The organism is Pseudomonas rhizophila, assembly GCF_003033885.1.
Taxonomy (GTDB): Bacteria; Pseudomonadota; Gammaproteobacteria; order Pseudomonadales; family Pseudomonadaceae; genus Aquipseudomonas; species Aquipseudomonas rhizophila.
The window spans coordinates 39,588-55,271 of record NZ_CP024081.1; the positions used below are offsets into that span (position 1 = coordinate 39,588).

Annotated in this window: 16 protein-coding genes and 1 pseudogene; 6 read left to right on the forward strand and 11 right to left on the reverse strand. The window is 60.4% G+C overall.

Annotation, left to right across the window (positions count from 1 at the left end):
- Positions 1 to 8: 8 nt before the first annotated feature.
- The 4 genes from spoT to CRX69_RS00165 form a co-directional block, all read right to left on the reverse strand.
- Positions 9 to 2,114: a bifunctional GTP diphosphokinase/guanosine-3',5'-bis pyrophosphate 3'-pyrophosphohydrolase gene (gene spoT, locus CRX69_RS00150; protein ID WP_047226172.1), complete on the reverse strand. Its 2,106-nt coding sequence runs from the start codon at positions 2,112 to 2,114 to the stop codon at positions 9 to 11.
- Between the two features lie 60 nt (positions 2,115 to 2,174).
- Positions 2,175 to 2,438 (reverse strand): DNA-directed RNA polymerase subunit omega, encoded by a 264-nt coding sequence (gene rpoZ, locus CRX69_RS00155; RefSeq protein WP_003177259.1) that lies wholly within the window; start codon positions 2,436 to 2,438, stop codon positions 2,175 to 2,177.
- Between the two features lie 166 nt (positions 2,439 to 2,604).
- The gene (gene gmk / locus CRX69_RS00160) at positions 2,605 to 3,225 is read right to left on the reverse strand and encodes a guanylate kinase (protein WP_047226171.1); all 621 of its coding nucleotides are present in this window, start codon (positions 3,223 to 3,225) and stop codon (positions 2,605 to 2,607) included.
- Between the two features lie 12 nt (positions 3,226 to 3,237).
- Positions 3,238 to 4,101 (reverse strand): YicC/YloC family endoribonuclease, encoded by an 864-nt coding sequence (locus CRX69_RS00165; protein ID WP_047226170.1) that lies wholly within the window; start codon positions 4,099 to 4,101, stop codon positions 3,238 to 3,240.
- A 280-nt stretch (positions 4,102 to 4,381) separates the two neighbouring features.
- Here CRX69_RS00165 and rph point away from each other — a divergent pair, with 280 nt between their 5' ends.
- Together rph and CRX69_RS00175 are read left to right on the forward strand one after the other, a co-directional pair.
- Positions 4,382 to 5,104, forward strand: coding sequence for a ribonuclease PH (rph, locus tag CRX69_RS00170; RefSeq protein ID WP_047226169.1), 723 nt, complete (start codon positions 4,382 to 4,384; stop codon positions 5,102 to 5,104).
- Positions 5,105 to 5,134: 30 nt separating this feature from the next.
- Positions 5,135 to 5,503 carry a DUF4870 domain-containing protein gene (locus CRX69_RS00175; RefSeq protein WP_047226168.1) on the forward strand — a complete coding sequence of 123 codons (369 nt, stop codon included), beginning with the start codon at positions 5,135 to 5,137 and terminating at the stop codon, positions 5,501 to 5,503.
- 175 nt (positions 5,504 to 5,678) lie between these two features.
- Here CRX69_RS00175 and CRX69_RS00180 read toward each other — a convergent pair whose 3' ends face one another.
- On the reverse strand, positions 5,679 to 6,458 hold the full coding sequence (locus CRX69_RS00180) for an exodeoxyribonuclease III (protein WP_003177265.1): 780 nt from the start codon (positions 6,456 to 6,458) through the stop codon (positions 5,679 to 5,681).
- Positions 6,459 to 6,540: 82 nt separating this feature from the next.
- Here CRX69_RS00180 and pyrE point away from each other — a divergent pair, with 82 nt between their 5' ends.
- A complete protein-coding gene (gene pyrE, locus CRX69_RS00185) occupies positions 6,541 to 7,185 on the forward strand; it encodes an orotate phosphoribosyltransferase (RefSeq protein WP_047226167.1) in 645 nt (214 codons plus the stop codon).
- 158 nt (positions 7,186 to 7,343) lie between these two features.
- Here pyrE and argB read toward each other — a convergent pair whose 3' ends face one another.
- The 4 genes and pseudogenes from argB to coaBC all read right to left on the reverse strand — a co-directional run bounded on the left by argB (position 7,344) and on the right by coaBC (position 11,600).
- Positions 7,344 to 8,249 carry an acetylglutamate kinase gene (gene argB, locus CRX69_RS00190; RefSeq protein WP_047226166.1) on the reverse strand — a complete coding sequence of 302 codons (906 nt, stop codon included), beginning with the start codon at positions 8,247 to 8,249 and terminating at the stop codon, positions 7,344 to 7,346.
- A 26-nt stretch (positions 8,250 to 8,275) separates the two neighbouring features.
- Positions 8,276 to 9,679 (reverse strand): annotated as a pseudogene (locus CRX69_RS00195) (phosphomannomutase/phosphoglucomutase); the annotation flags it as partial.
- Between the two features lie 251 nt (positions 9,680 to 9,930).
- Entirely contained in the window at positions 9,931 to 10,386 is a 456-nt protein-coding gene (gene dut, locus CRX69_RS00200; RefSeq protein WP_076383091.1) for a dUTP diphosphatase, read from the reverse strand.
- 5 nt (positions 10,387 to 10,391) lie between these two features.
- Positions 10,392 to 11,600, reverse strand: coding sequence for a bifunctional phosphopantothenoylcysteine decarboxylase/phosphopantothenate--cysteine ligase CoaBC (gene coaBC, locus CRX69_RS00205; RefSeq protein WP_047226163.1), 1,209 nt, complete (start codon positions 11,598 to 11,600; stop codon positions 10,392 to 10,394).
- A 145-nt stretch (positions 11,601 to 11,745) separates the two neighbouring features.
- On the opposite strand from coaBC, the gene radC reads away from it, so the two are divergent.
- Positions 11,746 to 12,420, forward strand: coding sequence for a RadC family protein (gene radC, locus CRX69_RS00210; RefSeq protein WP_107321362.1), 675 nt, complete (start codon positions 11,746 to 11,748; stop codon positions 12,418 to 12,420).
- A gap of 134 nt (positions 12,421 to 12,554) precedes the next feature.
- On the opposite strand, the gene CRX69_RS00215 is transcribed toward radC, so the two are convergent.
- Positions 12,555 to 14,141 (reverse strand): ABC transporter substrate-binding protein, encoded by a 1,587-nt coding sequence (locus tag CRX69_RS00215; RefSeq protein WP_076383090.1) that lies wholly within the window; start codon positions 14,139 to 14,141, stop codon positions 12,555 to 12,557.
- Positions 14,142 to 14,577: 436 nt separating this feature from the next.
- Here CRX69_RS00215 and rpmB point away from each other — a divergent pair, with 436 nt between their 5' ends.
- A complete protein-coding gene (gene rpmB, locus CRX69_RS00220) occupies positions 14,578 to 14,811 on the forward strand; it encodes a 50S ribosomal protein L28 (RefSeq protein ID WP_003229474.1) in 234 nt (77 codons plus the stop codon).
- Positions 14,812 to 14,822: 11 nt separating this feature from the next.
- Entirely contained in the window at positions 14,823 to 14,978 is a 156-nt protein-coding gene (gene rpmG, locus CRX69_RS00225) for a 50S ribosomal protein L33 (protein ID WP_003177274.1), read from the forward strand.
- A 204-nt stretch (positions 14,979 to 15,182) separates the two neighbouring features.
- Here rpmG and CRX69_RS00230 read toward each other — a convergent pair whose 3' ends face one another.
- Positions 15,183 to 15,545: a cupin domain-containing protein gene (locus CRX69_RS00230; RefSeq protein ID WP_047226160.1), complete on the reverse strand. Its 363-nt coding sequence runs from the start codon at positions 15,543 to 15,545 to the stop codon at positions 15,183 to 15,185.
- Positions 15,546 to 15,684: the final 139 nt, after the last annotated feature.

Sequence of the window (15,684 nt, forward strand, 5' to 3'; positions counted from 1 at the left end):
ATGGGGAGCTATGCACGCATACGAGTGATACGGATGACGCCAGTCAGGGCGCGCAGCTTCTTGATCACGCGGGCCAGGTGCACGCGGTCGTGCACGCTGACCACCAGTTGGACGACGCTGATGCGGCCATCGCGCTCGTCCATGCTGATTTTTTCGATATTGCCGTCGGCGGCGTTGACGCTGCTGGCCAGCAAGGCGATCAGGCCACGCTGGTGCTCCAGTTCGACCCGCAGCTCGACATTGAATTCGCCGGTGACATCCTTGGCCCAGGAGAGCTGGATGCATTTTTCCGGGTTGTGGCGGATTTCGCTGATGTTGCGGCAGTTATCCAGGTGCACCACCATCCCTTTGCCTGCGGACAGATGGCCGACAATCGGATCGCCAGGAATCGGCGTGCAGCACTTGGCATAGCTGAGCACCAGGCCTTCGGTACCACGAATGGCCAGGGGACCTTCGGGGCTAGGCAGCTGTTCGCCTTCGCCGAGCAGGCGGCGGGCGACGACGTAGGCCATGCGATTGCCCAGGCCGATGTCTTCCAGCAGGTCTTCGATCAGTTCCAGGCGGTACTCGCTGAGCATGATCTGCACGCGTTCAGCCGGGATCTTGTCCAGGGAGCTGTCGAAACCGTTGAGGACTTTGTTGAGCAAGCGTTCGCCCAGGCTGATGGATTCAGAGCGGCGTTGTAGCTTCAAGGCATGGCGGATGTGTGTGCGGGCTTTGCCGGTGACCACGAAATTGAGCCATGCCGGATTTGGCCGCGCGCCGGCGGCGCTGACGATTTCCACCGTGGAGCCGCTTTGCAGCGGTTCGGACAACGGTGCCAGGCGGCGGTTGATCCGGCACGCGATGCAGCTGTTGCCGACGTCGGTGTGTACTGCATAGGCAAAGTCCACCGCCGTGGAGCCTTTGGGCAGCTCCATGATCCGGCCTTTGGGCGTGAAAACGTAGACCTCGTCCGGAAACAGGTCGATCTTCACGCTTTCGATGAATTCCAGGGAGTTGCCGGCCCGCTGCTGCATTTCCAGCACGCCTTTGACCCACTGGCGGGCCCGGGCGTGGGTGCTCTTGGGTTGTTCGTCGCCGCTGGACTTGTACAGCCAGTGCGCAGCGATGCCATTGTTGGCCATCTCTTCCATTTCGCGGGTGCGGATCTGGATTTCGATCGGTACGCCGTGCATGCCGAAGAGCGTGGTGTGCAGCGACTGGTAGCCGTTGGCCTTGGGAATCGCGATGTAGTCCTTGAAGCGCCCAGGCAATGGTTTGTACAAATTATGTACAGCGCCCAGTACGCGGTAGCAGGTATCGACCTTGTCGACGATGATCCGGAACGCGTAGACGTCCATGATCTCGTTGAAGGCCCGACGCTTGCCGCGCATCTTCTTGTAGATGCCGTAGAGGTGTTTCTGTCGGCCGCTGACCTCGCCTTCGATGCCGTCGATGGTCAGGCAGTGGCTCAAGGATTCTTCGATCTTGTTGACGATTTCCTTGCGGTTGCCCCGGGCGCGCTTGACGGCCTGGTTGATCCGCGCCGAACGCATCGGGTGCATGGCCTTGAAACCGAGGTCTTCGAACTCGATGCGGATCGCGTGCATGCCCAGGCGATTGGCGATGGGCGCATAGATTTCCAGGGTTTCCTTGGCGATTCGCCGGCGTTTTTCACCGGACAACACTTCCAGTGTTCGCATGTTGTGCAGGCGGTCGGCGAGCTTGACCAGGATCACGCGAATGTCGCGCGCCATGGCCATGGCCATTTTCTGGAAGTTTTCGGCCTGGGCCTCGGCCTTGGTCTCGAAGTTCATCTGGGTCAGTTTGCTGACCCCGTCGACCAGTTCGGCCACGGTTTCGCCGAACTGCGCCTGCAGCGCTTCCTTGGCGATGCCGGTGTCTTCGATCACGTCATGCAGCATCGCCGCCATCAGGCTCTGATGGTCCATGTGCATGTCGGCAAGAATGTTCGCCACCGCAAGCGGGTGCGTGACGTACGCCTCGCCGCTGCGGCGGCGCTGGCCGTCGTGGGCTTGTTCGGCGTAGAAATAGGCTCGGCGGACCAGGTTGACCTGGTCCGTGCCGAGGTAGGCCGATAAGCGATCGGCGAGGGCGTCTATGCTCGGCATGATAATGACTCCTGCCGTTTGCTGTGACCCCGCGCCGTGCTACGTCGACCAGGCATAGGCTTAGACCGCCTCGTTGGACTCGTCCTCGAACGCTGCGAACAGCGGTTCGTCTTCAACGATTTCAGCGTTGGCGATGAACTCGTAGCTCATCAGGCCTTCGGCGATTTCACGCAGCGCTACCACGGTAGGCTTGTCGTTTTCCCACTGGACCAACGGCTCTTTGCCACCGGTGGCCAGTTGACGGGCACGCTTGGTAGAGAGCATGACCAGCTCAAAGCGGTTTTCCACGTGTTCTAGGCAGTCTTCAACGGTTACGCGGGCCATGGTATTCCTCGGAGCGAATGCAATATGCGCGCTGCCCGGTTGGGCGAGCGGACTCAACAGTTTAAAAAAACGCCAGCGTTTAGGGAAGCGCTGATTTTTTGACCAGCCCCTCGACCCGCTACAAGCTCCAATGTAAAGCCGTCGCAGCGGTTTTGGGAAGGGCTGTTCAGCCCAGCAGTTCGGCCAATAATTTACCGAAACGTTGCTGCTGGCGTTTCTGCTGCAGCTGGCTGGCGCGGAAAATCGCCTTCAGATCGTCTAGCGCATGGGCGAAATCGTCGTTGATGATCAGGTAATCGTAGTCGACGTAGTGGCTCATTTCGCTGACCGCTTCGCGCATCCGGCCTTCGATGATGTCGTCGCTGTCCTGGCCGCGATTGGTCAGGCGCTGGCGCAAGGCCTGCTGGCTCGGTGGCAGGATAAAGATCGAACGGGCCTGGGGCATCAGCTTGCGGACCTGCTCGGCACCCTGCCAGTCGATTTCCAGGATCAGGTCGTGGCCTTCGTCCAGGGTTTGCTGCAGATAGCTTTGCGAGGTGCCATAGAGGTTGCCGAAGACTTCGGCGCGCTCGAGGAAGTCCCCGTGCTCGGCCATTTTCACGAACTGTTCGCGGTCGACGAAGTGATAGTTCACCCCGTCCACTTCGCCCGGGCGCATGGCGCGGGTGGTGTGCGAGACCGAGACGCGGATCTGCGGCTCGGCGTCGATCAGCGCCTTGACCAGGCTGGTCTTGCCGGCCCCAGAGGGCGCGGAAATGATGTAGAGAGTGCCGGTGCTGTGGGTCATGTCGGGTTAGCCTTACTCAATGTTCTGCACTTGTTCGCGCATTTGCTCGATCAACACCTTGAGGTTGACCGCAGCCTGGGTGCTGCGCGGGTCGAAGGCTTTGGAGCCCAGTGTGTTGGCTTCGCGGTTGAGTTCCTGCATCAGGAAGTCCAGGCGGCGACCGGCCGCCCCACCGGATTTGAGTACCCGGCGAACTTCAATGATGTGGGTGCTCAGGCGATCCAGTTCTTCGGCCACGTCGCTTTTTTGCGCGAGCATGACCATTTCCTGTTCCAGGCGCTGCGGGTCCAGCTCGGCCTTCATGTCGACGAAGCGGTCGAGCACTTTCTGACGTTGGGTGGCGAGCATTTGCGGGACCAGTTCGCGCAGGGTGACGACGTCTTCCTCTATGGAAGTCAGGCGCTCGTCGATCAACCGGGCCAGTTCCGCGCCTTCGCGCTCGCGGCCGGCCTTGAGTTCTTTCAGGCCTTGATTGAACAACGCCAGCGCTTCGGCATTCAGGGCCTGCGGGTCGCTCGCATCACCAACCAGCACGCCGGGCCAGGCCAGGACTTCCAGCGGGTTCAGAGGCGCGGGGTGCTTGATCAGGCTGGCGACGGTTTCGGCGGCAGCCACCAGTTGCGCGGCGCGCTCGCGGTCCACCTGCAAGGCCTTGCCGGTGCTTTCTTCGGTGAAGCGCAGGGTGCATTCCAGCTTGCCCCGGGACAGGCCCTGGCGCAGGGCTTCACGCACGCTGCCTTCAAGGTCGCGAAAGGATTCGGGCAGGCGCAGGTGCGGCTCCAGGTAGCGGCTGTTGACCGAGCGCAGTTCCCAGCTCAGCGTGCCTTGGATGCCGGCTTTCTCGACGCGGGCGAAGGCGGTCATGCTGTGCACCATGGAGATTCCTCGCAATGCAGGCGGACGCAACGGTTAGTCGTAGCGCCTGGTATCTGTGGATAAAAGCCGAAGGGCAGCAAAGGCGCAGGATTGTAGCGCAGTGAGGTGCATGCCCCCAAACCGTGCATGTGACAAAGCGCTGCGGCTCGTCGGTCAGAGGTCAAAGGGGCTTGGCTCGTTGCAGCGGTTTTTTGGAACCGCGCGACGTTTAAACTGCCCTATGGCGGCCCACGGCTCTATAATGCTCGGCAGTTTTCCGTCCTCTGTACAGGTGTTCCCTATGAAACGTCCAAGTGGTCGCGCTGCCGATCAGCTTCGCTCGATCCGCATTACCCGCAACTACACCAAACACGCCGAGGGATCTGTACTGGTCGAATTCGGTGATACCAAAGTCATCTGCACCGTCAGCGTCGAAAACGGTGTGCCACGGTTCCTCAAGGGCCAGGGTCAAGGCTGGCTGACCGCCGAATACGGCATGCTGCCGCGCTCCACCGGTGAGCGCAACCAGCGCGAGGCCAGCCGCGGCAAGCAGGGCGGACGTACCCTGGAAATCCAGCGTCTGATCGGCCGTTCGCTGCGCGCCGCGCTGGACATGTCCAAGCTCGGTGACGTGACGTTGTATGTCGATTGCGACGTGATCCAGGCTGACGGCGGCACTCGCACCGCGTCCATCACCGGCGCCATGGTCGCACTGGCCGATGCCTTGAAAGTGATCAAGAAGCGTGGCGGCCTCAAGGGCGGCGATCCGCTCAAGCAGATGATCGCTGCGGTCTCCGTGGGCATGTACCAGGGCGAGCCGGTGCTGGACCTGGACTACCTGGAAGACTCCGCCGCCGAGACCGACCTGAACGTGGTCATGACCAGCGCTGGCGGCTTCATCGAAATCCAGGGCACCGCCGAAGGCGCGCCGTTCCAGCCGGAAGAATTGAGCGCTATGCTGGAATTGGCAAAGAAAGGCATGAACGAGATTTTCGAACTGCAAAAAGCCGCACTGGCTGACTGATCGTTTCGCGCTTCAGACAAGGAGAACGTCATGAGTGATGAGCAAACCCTACTGCCCCAGCCCAGCAAGGAGGCGCGCCAATGGGCGATGTTCTGTCACTTGTCCGCCTTGTTGGGCATCTGGATTCCGTTCGGTACGTTGATCGGCCCGCTGGTGCTCTGGCAGCTCAAGCGCGAGACTGACCCGTTCATCGATGCACAAGGCAAGGAAGCGCTGAACTTCCAGATCACTGTGGCAATTGCCTCAGCGATCAGTCTGCTTCTGATGATCGTGGTGATCGGCTTCTTCCTGTTCGGGTTGGTGGCTATCGGTGCGCTGGTGCTGACCATCATCGGTGGGGTGAAGGCCAATGAAGGGCAGCCGTATCGGTATCCGTTTACCTGGCGGCTGGTCAAATAACGATCAACGAGTAACCACTTGTGGGAGCGAGCCTGCTCGCGATAGCGGTTCATCATTCAACACAAATGTTGGCTGACCCACCGCCATCGCGAGCAGGCTCGCTCCCACAGTAGAAAGGGTTGCTCACAAAAAAACCGACATGGCTGTCGGTTTTTTTGTGGCTGCGAAACGACACTCAGATCGTCAGCGTCCAGTCGTAATCCACGATCAGTGGCGCATGCTGCGAGAAGCGTGGCTGGCGCGGCAGGCGAGCGCTGCGCACGAAGCGGCGCAGACCAGGCGTCAGCAACTGGTAGTCGAAACGCCAGCCGAGGTTGAGCATCTCGGCCTGTTCGTTGTCTGGCCACCAGCTGTATTGGTCGCCTTCACGGCTGACTTCCCGCAGGGCGTCAACATAGCCCATGTTGCCGACAATCTCGTCCATCCAGGCCCGTTCCGGCGCCAGGAAACCCGGGGATTGCTGGCTGTCGCGCCAGTTCTTGATATCCAGCTTCTGTTGCGCCACGTACAGCGAGCCACAATAGATGTACTCGCGACGTTTGCGCCGCTGTTTATCCAGATAACGGGCGAAGTCGTCCATCAACTTGAATTTCTGATTCAAATCTTCATCGCCGTTCTGCCCCGAAGGGAGCAGTAAGGTCGCGATGCTGACCTTGTCGAAATCGGCCTGCAGGTAGCGCCCGTAGCGGTCCGCCGTCTCGAAACCGAGACCGTTGATGACAGCCTTCGGTTGCAGCCGCGAGTACAAAGCCACGCCACCCTGGGCGGGGACTTCGGCATCGCAGGCATAAAGGAAGTAACCATCCAGTTGGAAGGCTGCATCGTCCAGTTCAAAGGCGGAGGCGCGGGTGTCCTGCAGGCAGATGACGTCGGCATTCTGTGCTTGCAGCCAACTGAGCAACCCTCGCTCCACTGCAGCCTGAATACCATTGACGTTCACACTGATGATCCGCATAAATGGCCCCAAAAATCACGTGCGTGTATGATACACGGCGTGTACCTATTTAGCTAAATCCGTGGTATTTGGGGCTTTTTTCATGCAGGCGTATCAGCGCGATTTCATTCGTTTTGCCATCGATCGCGGCGTTTTGCGCTTCGGTGAGTTCACCCTCAAGTCCGGCCGCACGAGCCCGTACTTCTTCAATGCCGGCCTGTTCAACACCGGTGCCGCCCTGGCGCAACTGGGCCGTTTCTATGCGGCGGCCATTGTCGAGAGCGGCATTCCGTTCGACGTGCTGTTCGGCCCGGCCTACAAAGGCATTCCTCTGGCCGCCACCACTGCGGTCGCCCTGGCCGAACACCACGGCCGCGACCTGCCCTGGTGCTTCAACCGCAAGGAAGCCAAGGCTCATGGTGAAGGGGGCAGCCTGGTGGGCGCGCCGCTGACCGGTGAAGTGCTGATCATCGACGACGTGATCACCGCCGGCACCGCCATTCGTGAAGTGATGCAGATCATCGGTTCCCAGGAAGGCGCCAAGGCCGCCGGTGTGCTGATCGCCCTGAATCGCCAAGAGCGCGGCAACGGTGAGTTGTCGGCGATCCAGGAAGTGGAGCGTGACTTCAACATTCCGGTGGTCAGCATCGTGTCGCTGACCCAGGTGCTGGAGTTTTTGGCCGACGACCCGCAGCTCAAGCAGCATTTGCCGGCGGTTGAGGCTTATCGGGCGCAGTTCGGCGTTTAAAGATTTGCACATTCCCTGGTGGGAGCGAGCCTGCTCGCGATAGCCATTCAACATTCATGTTGGCTGAATCACCGCTATCGCGAGCAAGCTCGCTCCTACAGTGCGTAAAAAAAGACCCCGCTCAGTCTGGCTGAGCGGGGTCTTTTTATGGGTGTCGCTTACGGACGCTTGCGATTGCTGATCAACGTGCCCACGCCGGTATCGGTGAAGATCTCCAGCAGGATCGCATTCGGTACCCGGCCGTCGATGATCAAGGAGCTGCCAACGCCGCCCTGGACCGCTTCCAGTGCGCAGCGGATCTTCGGCAGCATGCCGCCGTAGATGGTGCCGTCGGCGATCAGTTCATCGACCTGTTGAGTCGACAATCCGGTCAGGACCTTGCCGGTCTTGTCCATCAGGCCGGCGATGTTGGTCAGCAGCATCAGCTTTTCCGCTTTCAGTGCTTCGGCAACCTTGCCTGCCACCAGGTCGGCGTTGATGTTGTAGGACTCACCGTTGGCGCCGACGCCGATGGGCGCGATTACCGGGATGAAGTCGCCCTTGACCAGCAGGTTCAGCAAGTCGGTGTTGATGCCGACCACTTCGCCCACATGGCCGATGTCGATGATTTCCGGCTGGGTCATCTCCGGCGTCTGGCGGGTGACGGTGAGTTTCTTCGCCCGGATCAGCTCGGCGTCTTTACCTGTCAGGCCGATGGCGCTGCCGCCATGCCGGTTGATCAGGTTGACGATGTCCTTGTTGACCTGGCCGCCGAGGACCATCTCCACCACATCCATGGTCTGCGCGTCGGTGACGCGCATGCCGTCGATGAAGTGGCTCTCGATCGACAGGCGCTTGAGCAGGTCGCCGATCTGTGGGCCACCACCGTGAACGACCACCGGGTTGATGCCCACAGCCTTCATCAGCACGATGTCGCGAGCGAAGCCGGTTTTCAGCTCCTCGCTTTCCATCGCGTTGCCGCCGTATTTGATCACCAGGGTCTTGCCGACATAGCGTCGGATATAAGGCAACGCTTCGGACAGGACCTTGGCGGTATTGGCGGCGGCTTCGCGTTCGAGGGTCATTCAGGGCTCCGGTGGTGCTTCAAAAATCAGAACGGTAGTTGAAGATCAGGTGCAACACGTTTGAGTTGGGTGTGGAACACATCCTTGATGCGCTGCAGTTCGGCTTCGTTGTCGGCTTCGAAACGCAGCACCAGCACCGGCGTGGTGTTGGATGCGCGAACCAGGCCCCAGCCTTGGGGATAGTCGACCCGCACACCATCGATGGTGGTCAGTTCGGCCCCTTCGCCCCATTGAGCGTCGTGCAGTGCATCAATGATGCTGAATTTGCTCTCTTCGGTCACATGGATATTGATTTCCGGCGTAGAAATATCGTTCGGGAAGGTCGCGAAGAGCTCTTCGGCCGTGGATTTCTCTTTGCTGAGGATCTCCAGCAGGCGTGCGGCGCTGTAGATGCCGTCGTCGAAACCGAACCAGCGCTCCTTGAAGAAGATGTGGCCGCTCATTTCGCCGGCCAGCAGGGCGCCACTCTCTTTCATTTTCTTCTTGATCAACGAGTGGCCGGTTTTCCACATCAGTGGGCGACCGCCGTATTCCTTGATCAGCGGCACCAGGCGGCGGGTGCATTTAACGTCGAAAATGATTTCGGCGTTCGGATTGCGCGCCACCACGTCACGGGCGAACAGCATCAGCAAGCGGTCCGGGAACACGACGCTGCCGGTGTTGGTGACCACGCCCACGCGGTCGCCGTCGCCGTCGAAGGCCAGGCCCAGGTCGGCGTTGGTTTCCTCGACCTTGGCGATCAGGTCTTGCAGGTTTTCCAGCTTGCCCGGGTCCGGGTGATGGTTGGGGAAGTTGCCGTCCACTTCGCAGAACAGCGGGATGACTTCGCAGTTCAGGGCTTTAATCAGTTGTGGGGCGATCACGCCGGCCGCGCCGTTGCCGCAATCGACCACCACTTTCAGGCGGCGGGAGAGCTTCACATCCTTGACGATTTCATCGTTGTAGCGCTCCAGGATGTCCACCTTGGTGACGCTGCCCTGGCCGCTGCTCAGGTCATTGGTCTTGAGGCGGGTGTGCAAGGCCTGGATCTGCTCGTTGGCGAGGGTGTCGCCGGCGATGACGATCTTGAAGCCGTTGTAGTTCGACGGGTTGTGGCTGCCAGTGAGCATCACGCCGGATTTACCGGCCAGCACGTTGGCGGCGTAGTACAGCGCTGGCGTCGGCACCAGGCCCACGTCGCTGACATGGCAACCACTGTCGGCAACCCCTTTGATCAATTGTTCAACCAGCTCGGGGCCGGACAAGCGACCATCGCGACCGACACACACGTTCGGTTCACCCTGGGCCAGGCTCTGGGAGCCGATGGCGCGGCCGATCCAATAGGCGGTTTCGGCGGTGAGGGTCTCCGGTACCACGCCACGGATGTCGTAGGCGCGGAAGATGCTGTCAGGAAAAATTGGGGCGATTGCGGCTGGGGTGTTCATGGGCGGGGCGCTCTATCAGGAAGATGACTGGACAGGCCGACGGTTCGCGTCGGCAGGCTCAAACTGAAGGGTATGACGGCGTTTTTGGCAGAGAGTTCGTGGTGGGAAAGTGCCATGAGACAGCGTTACCTCGCCTCTATCGCCTAATACATTGATTCCAAGTGGGAAACCTTGTAGCCAGCCTGTGGGCATTTTTCGTCCTGAAACAGAAGCTTAATAAAGGGGCCGGGCAAGGCGCCCGGCCTGAAACAGCTGGATCAGTGACTGCCGGAATGCCCGAAGCCACCAGCGCCGCGCTGGCTCTCGTCGAATTCTTCCACCAGTTCGAAGCGCGCCTGGACCACCGGTACCAGCACCAGTTGGGCGATGCGCTCGCCCACGGCGATGTTGAATGCCGTTTGACCACGGTTCCAGCACGACACCATCAGTTCGCCTTGGTAATCGGAGTCGATCAGGCCCACCAGGTTGCCCAGTACGATGCCATGCTTATGGCCCAGGCCCGAGCGCGGCAGGATCAACGCAGCCAGGCCTGGGTCGCCGATGTACACCGACAGGCCGGTTGGGATCAGCAGGGTCTGGCCGGGCTCCAGGACGGTGTCCTGCTTGAGCATGGCCCGCAGGTCGAGGCCGGCGGAACCCGGTGTGGCGTAATGCGGCAGCGGGAATTCGGTGCCGATGCGAGGGTCGAGGATCTTGGCTTGTAGAGCGTGCATGTCAATTAAACCTGGTTCAGCCGTTCGGCGATAAAAGTGATCAGCTGGCGGGCAATCTTGCTCTTGCTGGTCTGGGCGAAAAGGGTGGCGTGCAACTGGCGGTCGATCACGCTGCAGGCGTTTTCCTCGCTGTTGAAGCCAATGCTCGGGTTGGCGACGTCGTTGGCGACGATCAAGTCCAGGTTCTTGTCCTTGAGCTTGCGCGCGGCGTAGTCGAGCAGGTGCTCGGTTTCGGCGGCGAAGCCGACACTGAATGGACGGTCCGGGCGGGTGGCGATGGTCGCGAGGATGTCCGGGTTGCGCACCATTTGTAGTAGCAGGCCGTCGCCGCTCGTAGGGTCTTTCTTAAGTTTTTGCGGGGCGACTACTTCGGGGCGGTAGTCCGCCACCGCCGCCGAGGCGATGAACAGGTCGCACGGGATAGCCGCTTCGCAGGCCGCCAGCATGTCCCGGGCGCTGACCACGTCGATGCGGGTCACCCGATCAGGGGTCGGCAAATGCACGGGGCCGGTGATCAGCGTGACCCGGGCGCCGGCTTCCACGGCGGCTTCGGCCAGGGCGAAGCCCATTTTCCCGGAGCTGTGGTTGGTGATGTAGCGCACCGGGTCGATGTTTTCCTGGGTCGGTCCGGCGGTGATCAGCACATGCTTGCCGGTCAGTGCCTGGCGCTGGAAGCAGTCGGCGGCGCACTGGGCCAGGTCGTTGGCTTCGAGCATGCGTCCCATGCCGACATCGCCGCAGGCCTGGCTGCCGGAAGCCGGGCCAAAGACTTTCAGGTCGCGGCTTTGGAGCAATTGCAGATTGGCCTGGGTGGCCGGATCGCGCCACATGGCCTGGTTCATGGCTGGCGCGAGGGCAACCACGGCGTCGGTGGCGAGCACCAGGGTGGTCAGCAAATCATCGGCGATGCCTTGGGCCAGGCGGGCGATCAGGTCGGCCGTGGCTGGGGCGATCAGCACCAGGTCGGCCCACTTGGCCAGTTCGATATGACCCATGGCGGCTTCGGCCGCCGGGTCGAGCAGATCCAGGTGGACCGGGTGCCCGGACAGGGCCTGCATGGTCAGCGGGGTGATGAATTCACTGCCGCCGCGAGTCATGACGACCCGTACTTCCGCGCCCTGGTCGATAAGCCTGCGGACCAGCTCGGCGCTCTTGTAGGCGGCAATGCCGCCGCCGACGCCCAGAACGATGCGTTTCCGATACAGCCGCTGCATAGGCCTGCCTTTCGATTTCAATGGTCAGTGCAGGACGAACCCCACGGCAGCAGCCTGCCTGGGTGCAAATCGCCTGCAAAAAAGATGGGCTACGATATCACAGCGACCGCTACGGAACAGCGGCGCCCACAATCAGGGAGATGCTATGAGTATTCGCGACTGGCCGGTGGCCGAGCGGCCACGGGAGAGGTTACTGGAGTTGGGATCGGCGAGTCTTTCGGACGCCGAGCTTTTGGCGATTTTCTTGCGCACGGGTGTGTCGGGTAAAAGCGCCGTGGACCTGGCGCGACATCTGCTGCATCAATTTGGTGGCCTGCGGGTTTTGCTCGAGGCTGATCTGCGTACCTTCAACGCACATCTGGGGCTGGGCCCGGCGAAATTCGCGCAGTTGCAGGCCGTGCTGGAGATGGGGCGTCGGCATCTGGCCGAAAATTTGCGGCGGGAATCGGTGCTGGAGAGCCCGCTGGCCGTGCGGGACTACCTCAAGGCCATGTTGCGTCACGAGCCTCATGAAGTGTTTGGATGTCTGTTCCTCGATTCCCGGCATCGGGTGCTGGCGTATGAGGCGTTGTTTCGCGGTTCCATCGACAGCGCGAGTGTCTATCCCCGGCAGGTGGTCAAGCGCGCCCTGGCCCATAACGCCGCAGCGTTGATCCTGTGCCACAACCACCCCTCCGGCAACACCGAACCCAGCCAGGCCGACCGGATACTCACTGAGCGGCTTCAGGAAGCACTGGAGTTGATCGATGTGCGGGTGCTCGACCACTTCATCGTCGGCGATGGTGAGCCGCTGTCCATGGCGGAGTATGGGTGGATGTAAGCACGGTCAGGCGTGAATAATCCCTTGTGGGAGCAAAGCTTGCTCGCGATAGCAGTTTTACAGCCAACAGAAGTGTTGTATGTAACGACGTCATCGCGAGCAAGCTTTGCTCCCACAGGGGGGGCTGGCAGTGGTTACTTGATACTGACCTTGGAGTAATCCTGCCGCCCAAACGGGCTGACCGAGTAACCCTGCACATCCTTGCGGGTCAGGGCGAACGCGGTCGGGTGCGCCAGGGGCAGCCACAGGGCCTGTTGCTGGATCTGCGCCTGGGCCTGCTCATAGAGTTTGGTGCGCACGCCCTGCTCGCTGGTGGTTTTGCCGGCACTGATCACTTTATCCAGGTCCGGGTTGCAATAACGGGCGAAGTTGGTGCCGGACTTGAGTGCCGCGCAGGAAAACTGCGGCGTGAGGAAGTTGTCCGGGTCACCGTTGTCACCGGCCCAGCCCATGAACAGCAAGTCATGTTCGCCGGCCTTGGCGCGACGGATCAGTTCGCCCCATTCGATCACGCGGATCTCGGCCTGAATGCCGATCTGCGCCAGGTCGGCCTGCAGCAACTGCGCGCCCAGGCTGGGGTTGGGGTTCAGCAGGCTGCCGGAAGGGCGGGTCCATATGGTGGTCTGAAAGCCGTCCTTCAAACCGGCCCTGGCCAGAAGATCACGGGCCTTGGCCGGGTCATGGGCGTAGCCGGGCAAGTTTTTGGCGTAGCTCCAGGTGTTCGGTGGGTAGGGGCCCTTGGCCGCTTCGGCGGTGCCCTCGAAAACGGCCTTGAGGTAGCTGGCCTTGTCGAAGGCCAGGTTGACGGCTTGTCGAACCTCGGGCTTGTCGAAGGGCGGGTGCTGGCTGTTGATCGCCACGAACGCGGTCATGAAGGCGTCGGTCTGCGCCACTTTCAACGTCGGCTCCTGCCTGGCGGCCTGGACGTCCTGCGGCTTGGGTGACAGGGCGATCTGGCATTCGTTGCGCCGCAGTTTTTGCAGGCGCACATTCGCGTCCGGCGTGATGGCGAAGATCAGCGGATCCACCTGGGGCTTGCCAGCGAAATAGTCGTGGTTGGCCTTGTAGCGAATCGAAGCGTCTTTCTGGAACCGGTTGAAAATGAACGGGCCTGTGCCGATGGGCTGATTGTTGAGTGCTTCTGGCGTGCCGGCTTTCATCAGCTGATCGGCGTATTCGGCCGAATAGATGGAGGCAAAGCCCATGCTCAAGGTGGCCAGGAAGGTCGAATCCGCATGATCGAGGATGAAGCGCACGGTCAGCGGGTCCAGCGCGTCGATTTTCTTGATCAGGCTCGGTAGCTGCATGGACTGGGCGTGGGGGAAACCGCTCTGGGCGATTTTGTGCCAAGGGTTTGCCGGGTCAAGCATGCGTTCGAAGCTGAACTTGACGTCCTCGGCGGTCAGATCGCGGCGCGGCGTGAAGTATTCGGTCCGGTGGAATTTGACCTGGGGGCGCAGCTTGAACACGTAGGTCAGTCCATCGGACGAGACTTCCCAGCTCTCGGCGAGGCTGGGGATGACCTTGCCGCTGGCGGTGTCGAAATCCACCAGGCGATTCATCAGCACGTCGGCGGATGCGTTGGTGGTGGTCAGCGAATTGTACTGAACGACATCGAATCCTTCCGGGCTGGCCTCGGTGCAAACGCTCAGGGCGGCGGCCTGGGCCAGCGGGCTGATCAGCAGAGGGGCGAGCAACAGTGGGAGGGCAGCGAGGCGCATGGTCGGTTTCCTGTGCAAGTCGAAGGCCCATCTGCATGTGCAGTCTGGAAAAGACCTACCCTAGTGGCCTCGTTGGAAAATGACTATCCCCTTTTTGCATTTTCCGGCACCCTGCGACGCTGTATTAACGGCTCAAGCTCGGCATCGGTTAAAAAAACCGGCCTGCAGCGACGAGCGGTCAAAGGCGGCGCCAGCCTGTGCCCCAGCCGTTCGGGGGCGTTACGCGTCGCTTTCCAACGAAGACAAATCACACCGGCAGTTGTTGCACTGTGGTCTTTCTGGTATAAAGCAGCGCTCTTTTCTAGGGGCCCGGTTCCTTCACTGTAGGTGTAGCCGGTAAGACCCTTAAAGAAACGCGGCGCCTGGCGCCAAATGACTGAGAGATTAAGCGGCCAACCCATGCCGGGTTGGGCATGTGGTTTTAGAGGGCTGAGGCATGTCGAGAGTCTGTCAAGTTACCGGTAAGGGTCCGGTGACTGGGAATAACATTTCCCACGCAAACAACAAAACCCGTCGTCGTTTCCTGCCGAACCTGCAGCATCACCGCTTCTGGGTTGAAGAAGAGAAACGTTTTGTGCGTCTGCGCGTATCTGCCAAAGGCATGCGTATCATCGACAAGCGTGGCATCAGTGTCGTGCTCGCCGAACTTCGCCGCGATGGCAAGATTTAAGGGAGCTAATCATGCGTGAATTGATTCGTTTGATCTCGAGCGCCGGTACTGGTCACTTCTACACTACCGACAAGAACAAGCGTACTACCCCGGACAAAATCGAGATCAAGAAATATGATCCGGTTGTTCGCAAGCACGTGATCTACAAGGAAGGCAAAATCAAGTAATTGATTTTTCCCTTCTTACGAAAAAGGCCCGTATCGCAAGATACGGGCCTTTTTTGTTGCCGGATTTTTGTTGCCTGTCGGGGCCTCATCGCGAGCAGGCTCGCTCCCACAGGGCATTGTGCTTGCCTGAAACTCAGGCATTACACAGCGCCAATGTGGGAGCGAGCCTGCTCGCGATGAGGCCAGGCCTAACGATGTAAATCCTCAAGCCTTCTGTTCAAACACCACATAAATCTTGCGGCACGCCTCCAACACTTCCCAAGTGCCGGTGAACCCCGCCGGGATCACGAAGCGGTCGCCGGCCCGCAGGGTCTTGGCATTGCCATCATTGTCCCGCAGCACGGAAACGCCCTGGACGATCTCGCAGTATTCATGTTCGGTGTAGTTGACCGTCCACTGGCCGACCGCGCCTTCCCACACGCCTGCATTCATTTGCCCGCAAGGGCTGCTGTAGTGGTTGAACACCGTTTGTTCGGGATCACCCTTGAGTACCTTGGCTGCGTCCGGGCGATAGCGTTCGGCGGTGGTACTGGCCTGACTGAAATCGACGATGTCCTGGATGCTCATGCGGCAATTCTCCGGTAATGACGGCGCGAATGGCTGGAAGAGCCAAAGTCTATGTTTATTAAAACGAACATCGCAAGGCCGTTTGCCAGTGTTGTGTCAAATATATTGAAACATTACCAGCCGCTGGTTTAGGGTGGCG

Bases quoted from the DNA above. Each gene is read 5' to 3' on its own strand.
- spoT (WP_047226172.1), bottom strand. From the start codon at position 2,114: ATGCCGAGCATAGACGCCCTCGCCGATCGCTTATCGGCCTACCTCGGC.
- rpoZ (WP_003177259.1), bottom strand. From the start codon at position 2,438: ATGGCCCGCGTAACCGTTGAAGACTGCCTAGAACACGTGGAAAACCGC.
- gmk (WP_047226171.1), bottom strand. From the start codon at position 3,225: ATGACCCACAGCACCGGCACTCTCTACATCATTTCCGCGCCCTCTGGG.
- CRX69_RS00165 (WP_047226170.1), bottom strand. From the start codon at position 4,101: ATGGTGCACAGCATGACCGCCTTCGCCCGCGTCGAGAAAGCCGGCATC.
- rph (WP_047226169.1), top strand. From the start codon at position 4,382: ATGAAACGTCCAAGTGGTCGCGCTGCCGATCAGCTTCGCTCGATCCGC.
- CRX69_RS00175 (WP_047226168.1), top strand. From the start codon at position 5,135: ATGAGTGATGAGCAAACCCTACTGCCCCAGCCCAGCAAGGAGGCGCGC.
- CRX69_RS00180 (WP_003177265.1), bottom strand. From the start codon at position 6,458: ATGCGGATCATCAGTGTGAACGTCAATGGTATTCAGGCTGCAGTGGAG.
- pyrE (WP_047226167.1), top strand. From the start codon at position 6,541: ATGCAGGCGTATCAGCGCGATTTCATTCGTTTTGCCATCGATCGCGGC.
- argB (WP_047226166.1), bottom strand. From the start codon at position 8,249: ATGACCCTCGAACGCGAAGCCGCCGCCAATACCGCCAAGGTCCTGTCC.
- dut (WP_076383091.1), bottom strand. From the start codon at position 10,386: ATGCACGCTCTACAAGCCAAGATCCTCGACCCTCGCATCGGCACCGAA.
- coaBC (WP_047226163.1), bottom strand. From the start codon at position 11,600: ATGCAGCGGCTGTATCGGAAACGCATCGTTCTGGGCGTCGGCGGCGGC.
- radC (WP_107321362.1), top strand. From the start codon at position 11,746: ATGAGTATTCGCGACTGGCCGGTGGCCGAGCGGCCACGGGAGAGGTTA.
- CRX69_RS00215 (WP_076383090.1), bottom strand. From the start codon at position 14,141: ATGCGCCTCGCTGCCCTCCCACTGTTGCTCGCCCCTCTGCTGATCAGC.
- rpmB (WP_003229474.1), top strand. From the start codon at position 14,578: ATGTCGAGAGTCTGTCAAGTTACCGGTAAGGGTCCGGTGACTGGGAAT.
- rpmG (WP_003177274.1), top strand. From the start codon at position 14,823: ATGCGTGAATTGATTCGTTTGATCTCGAGCGCCGGTACTGGTCACTTC.
- CRX69_RS00230 (WP_047226160.1), bottom strand. From the start codon at position 15,545: ATGAGCATCCAGGACATCGTCGATTTCAGTCAGGCCAGTACCACCGCC.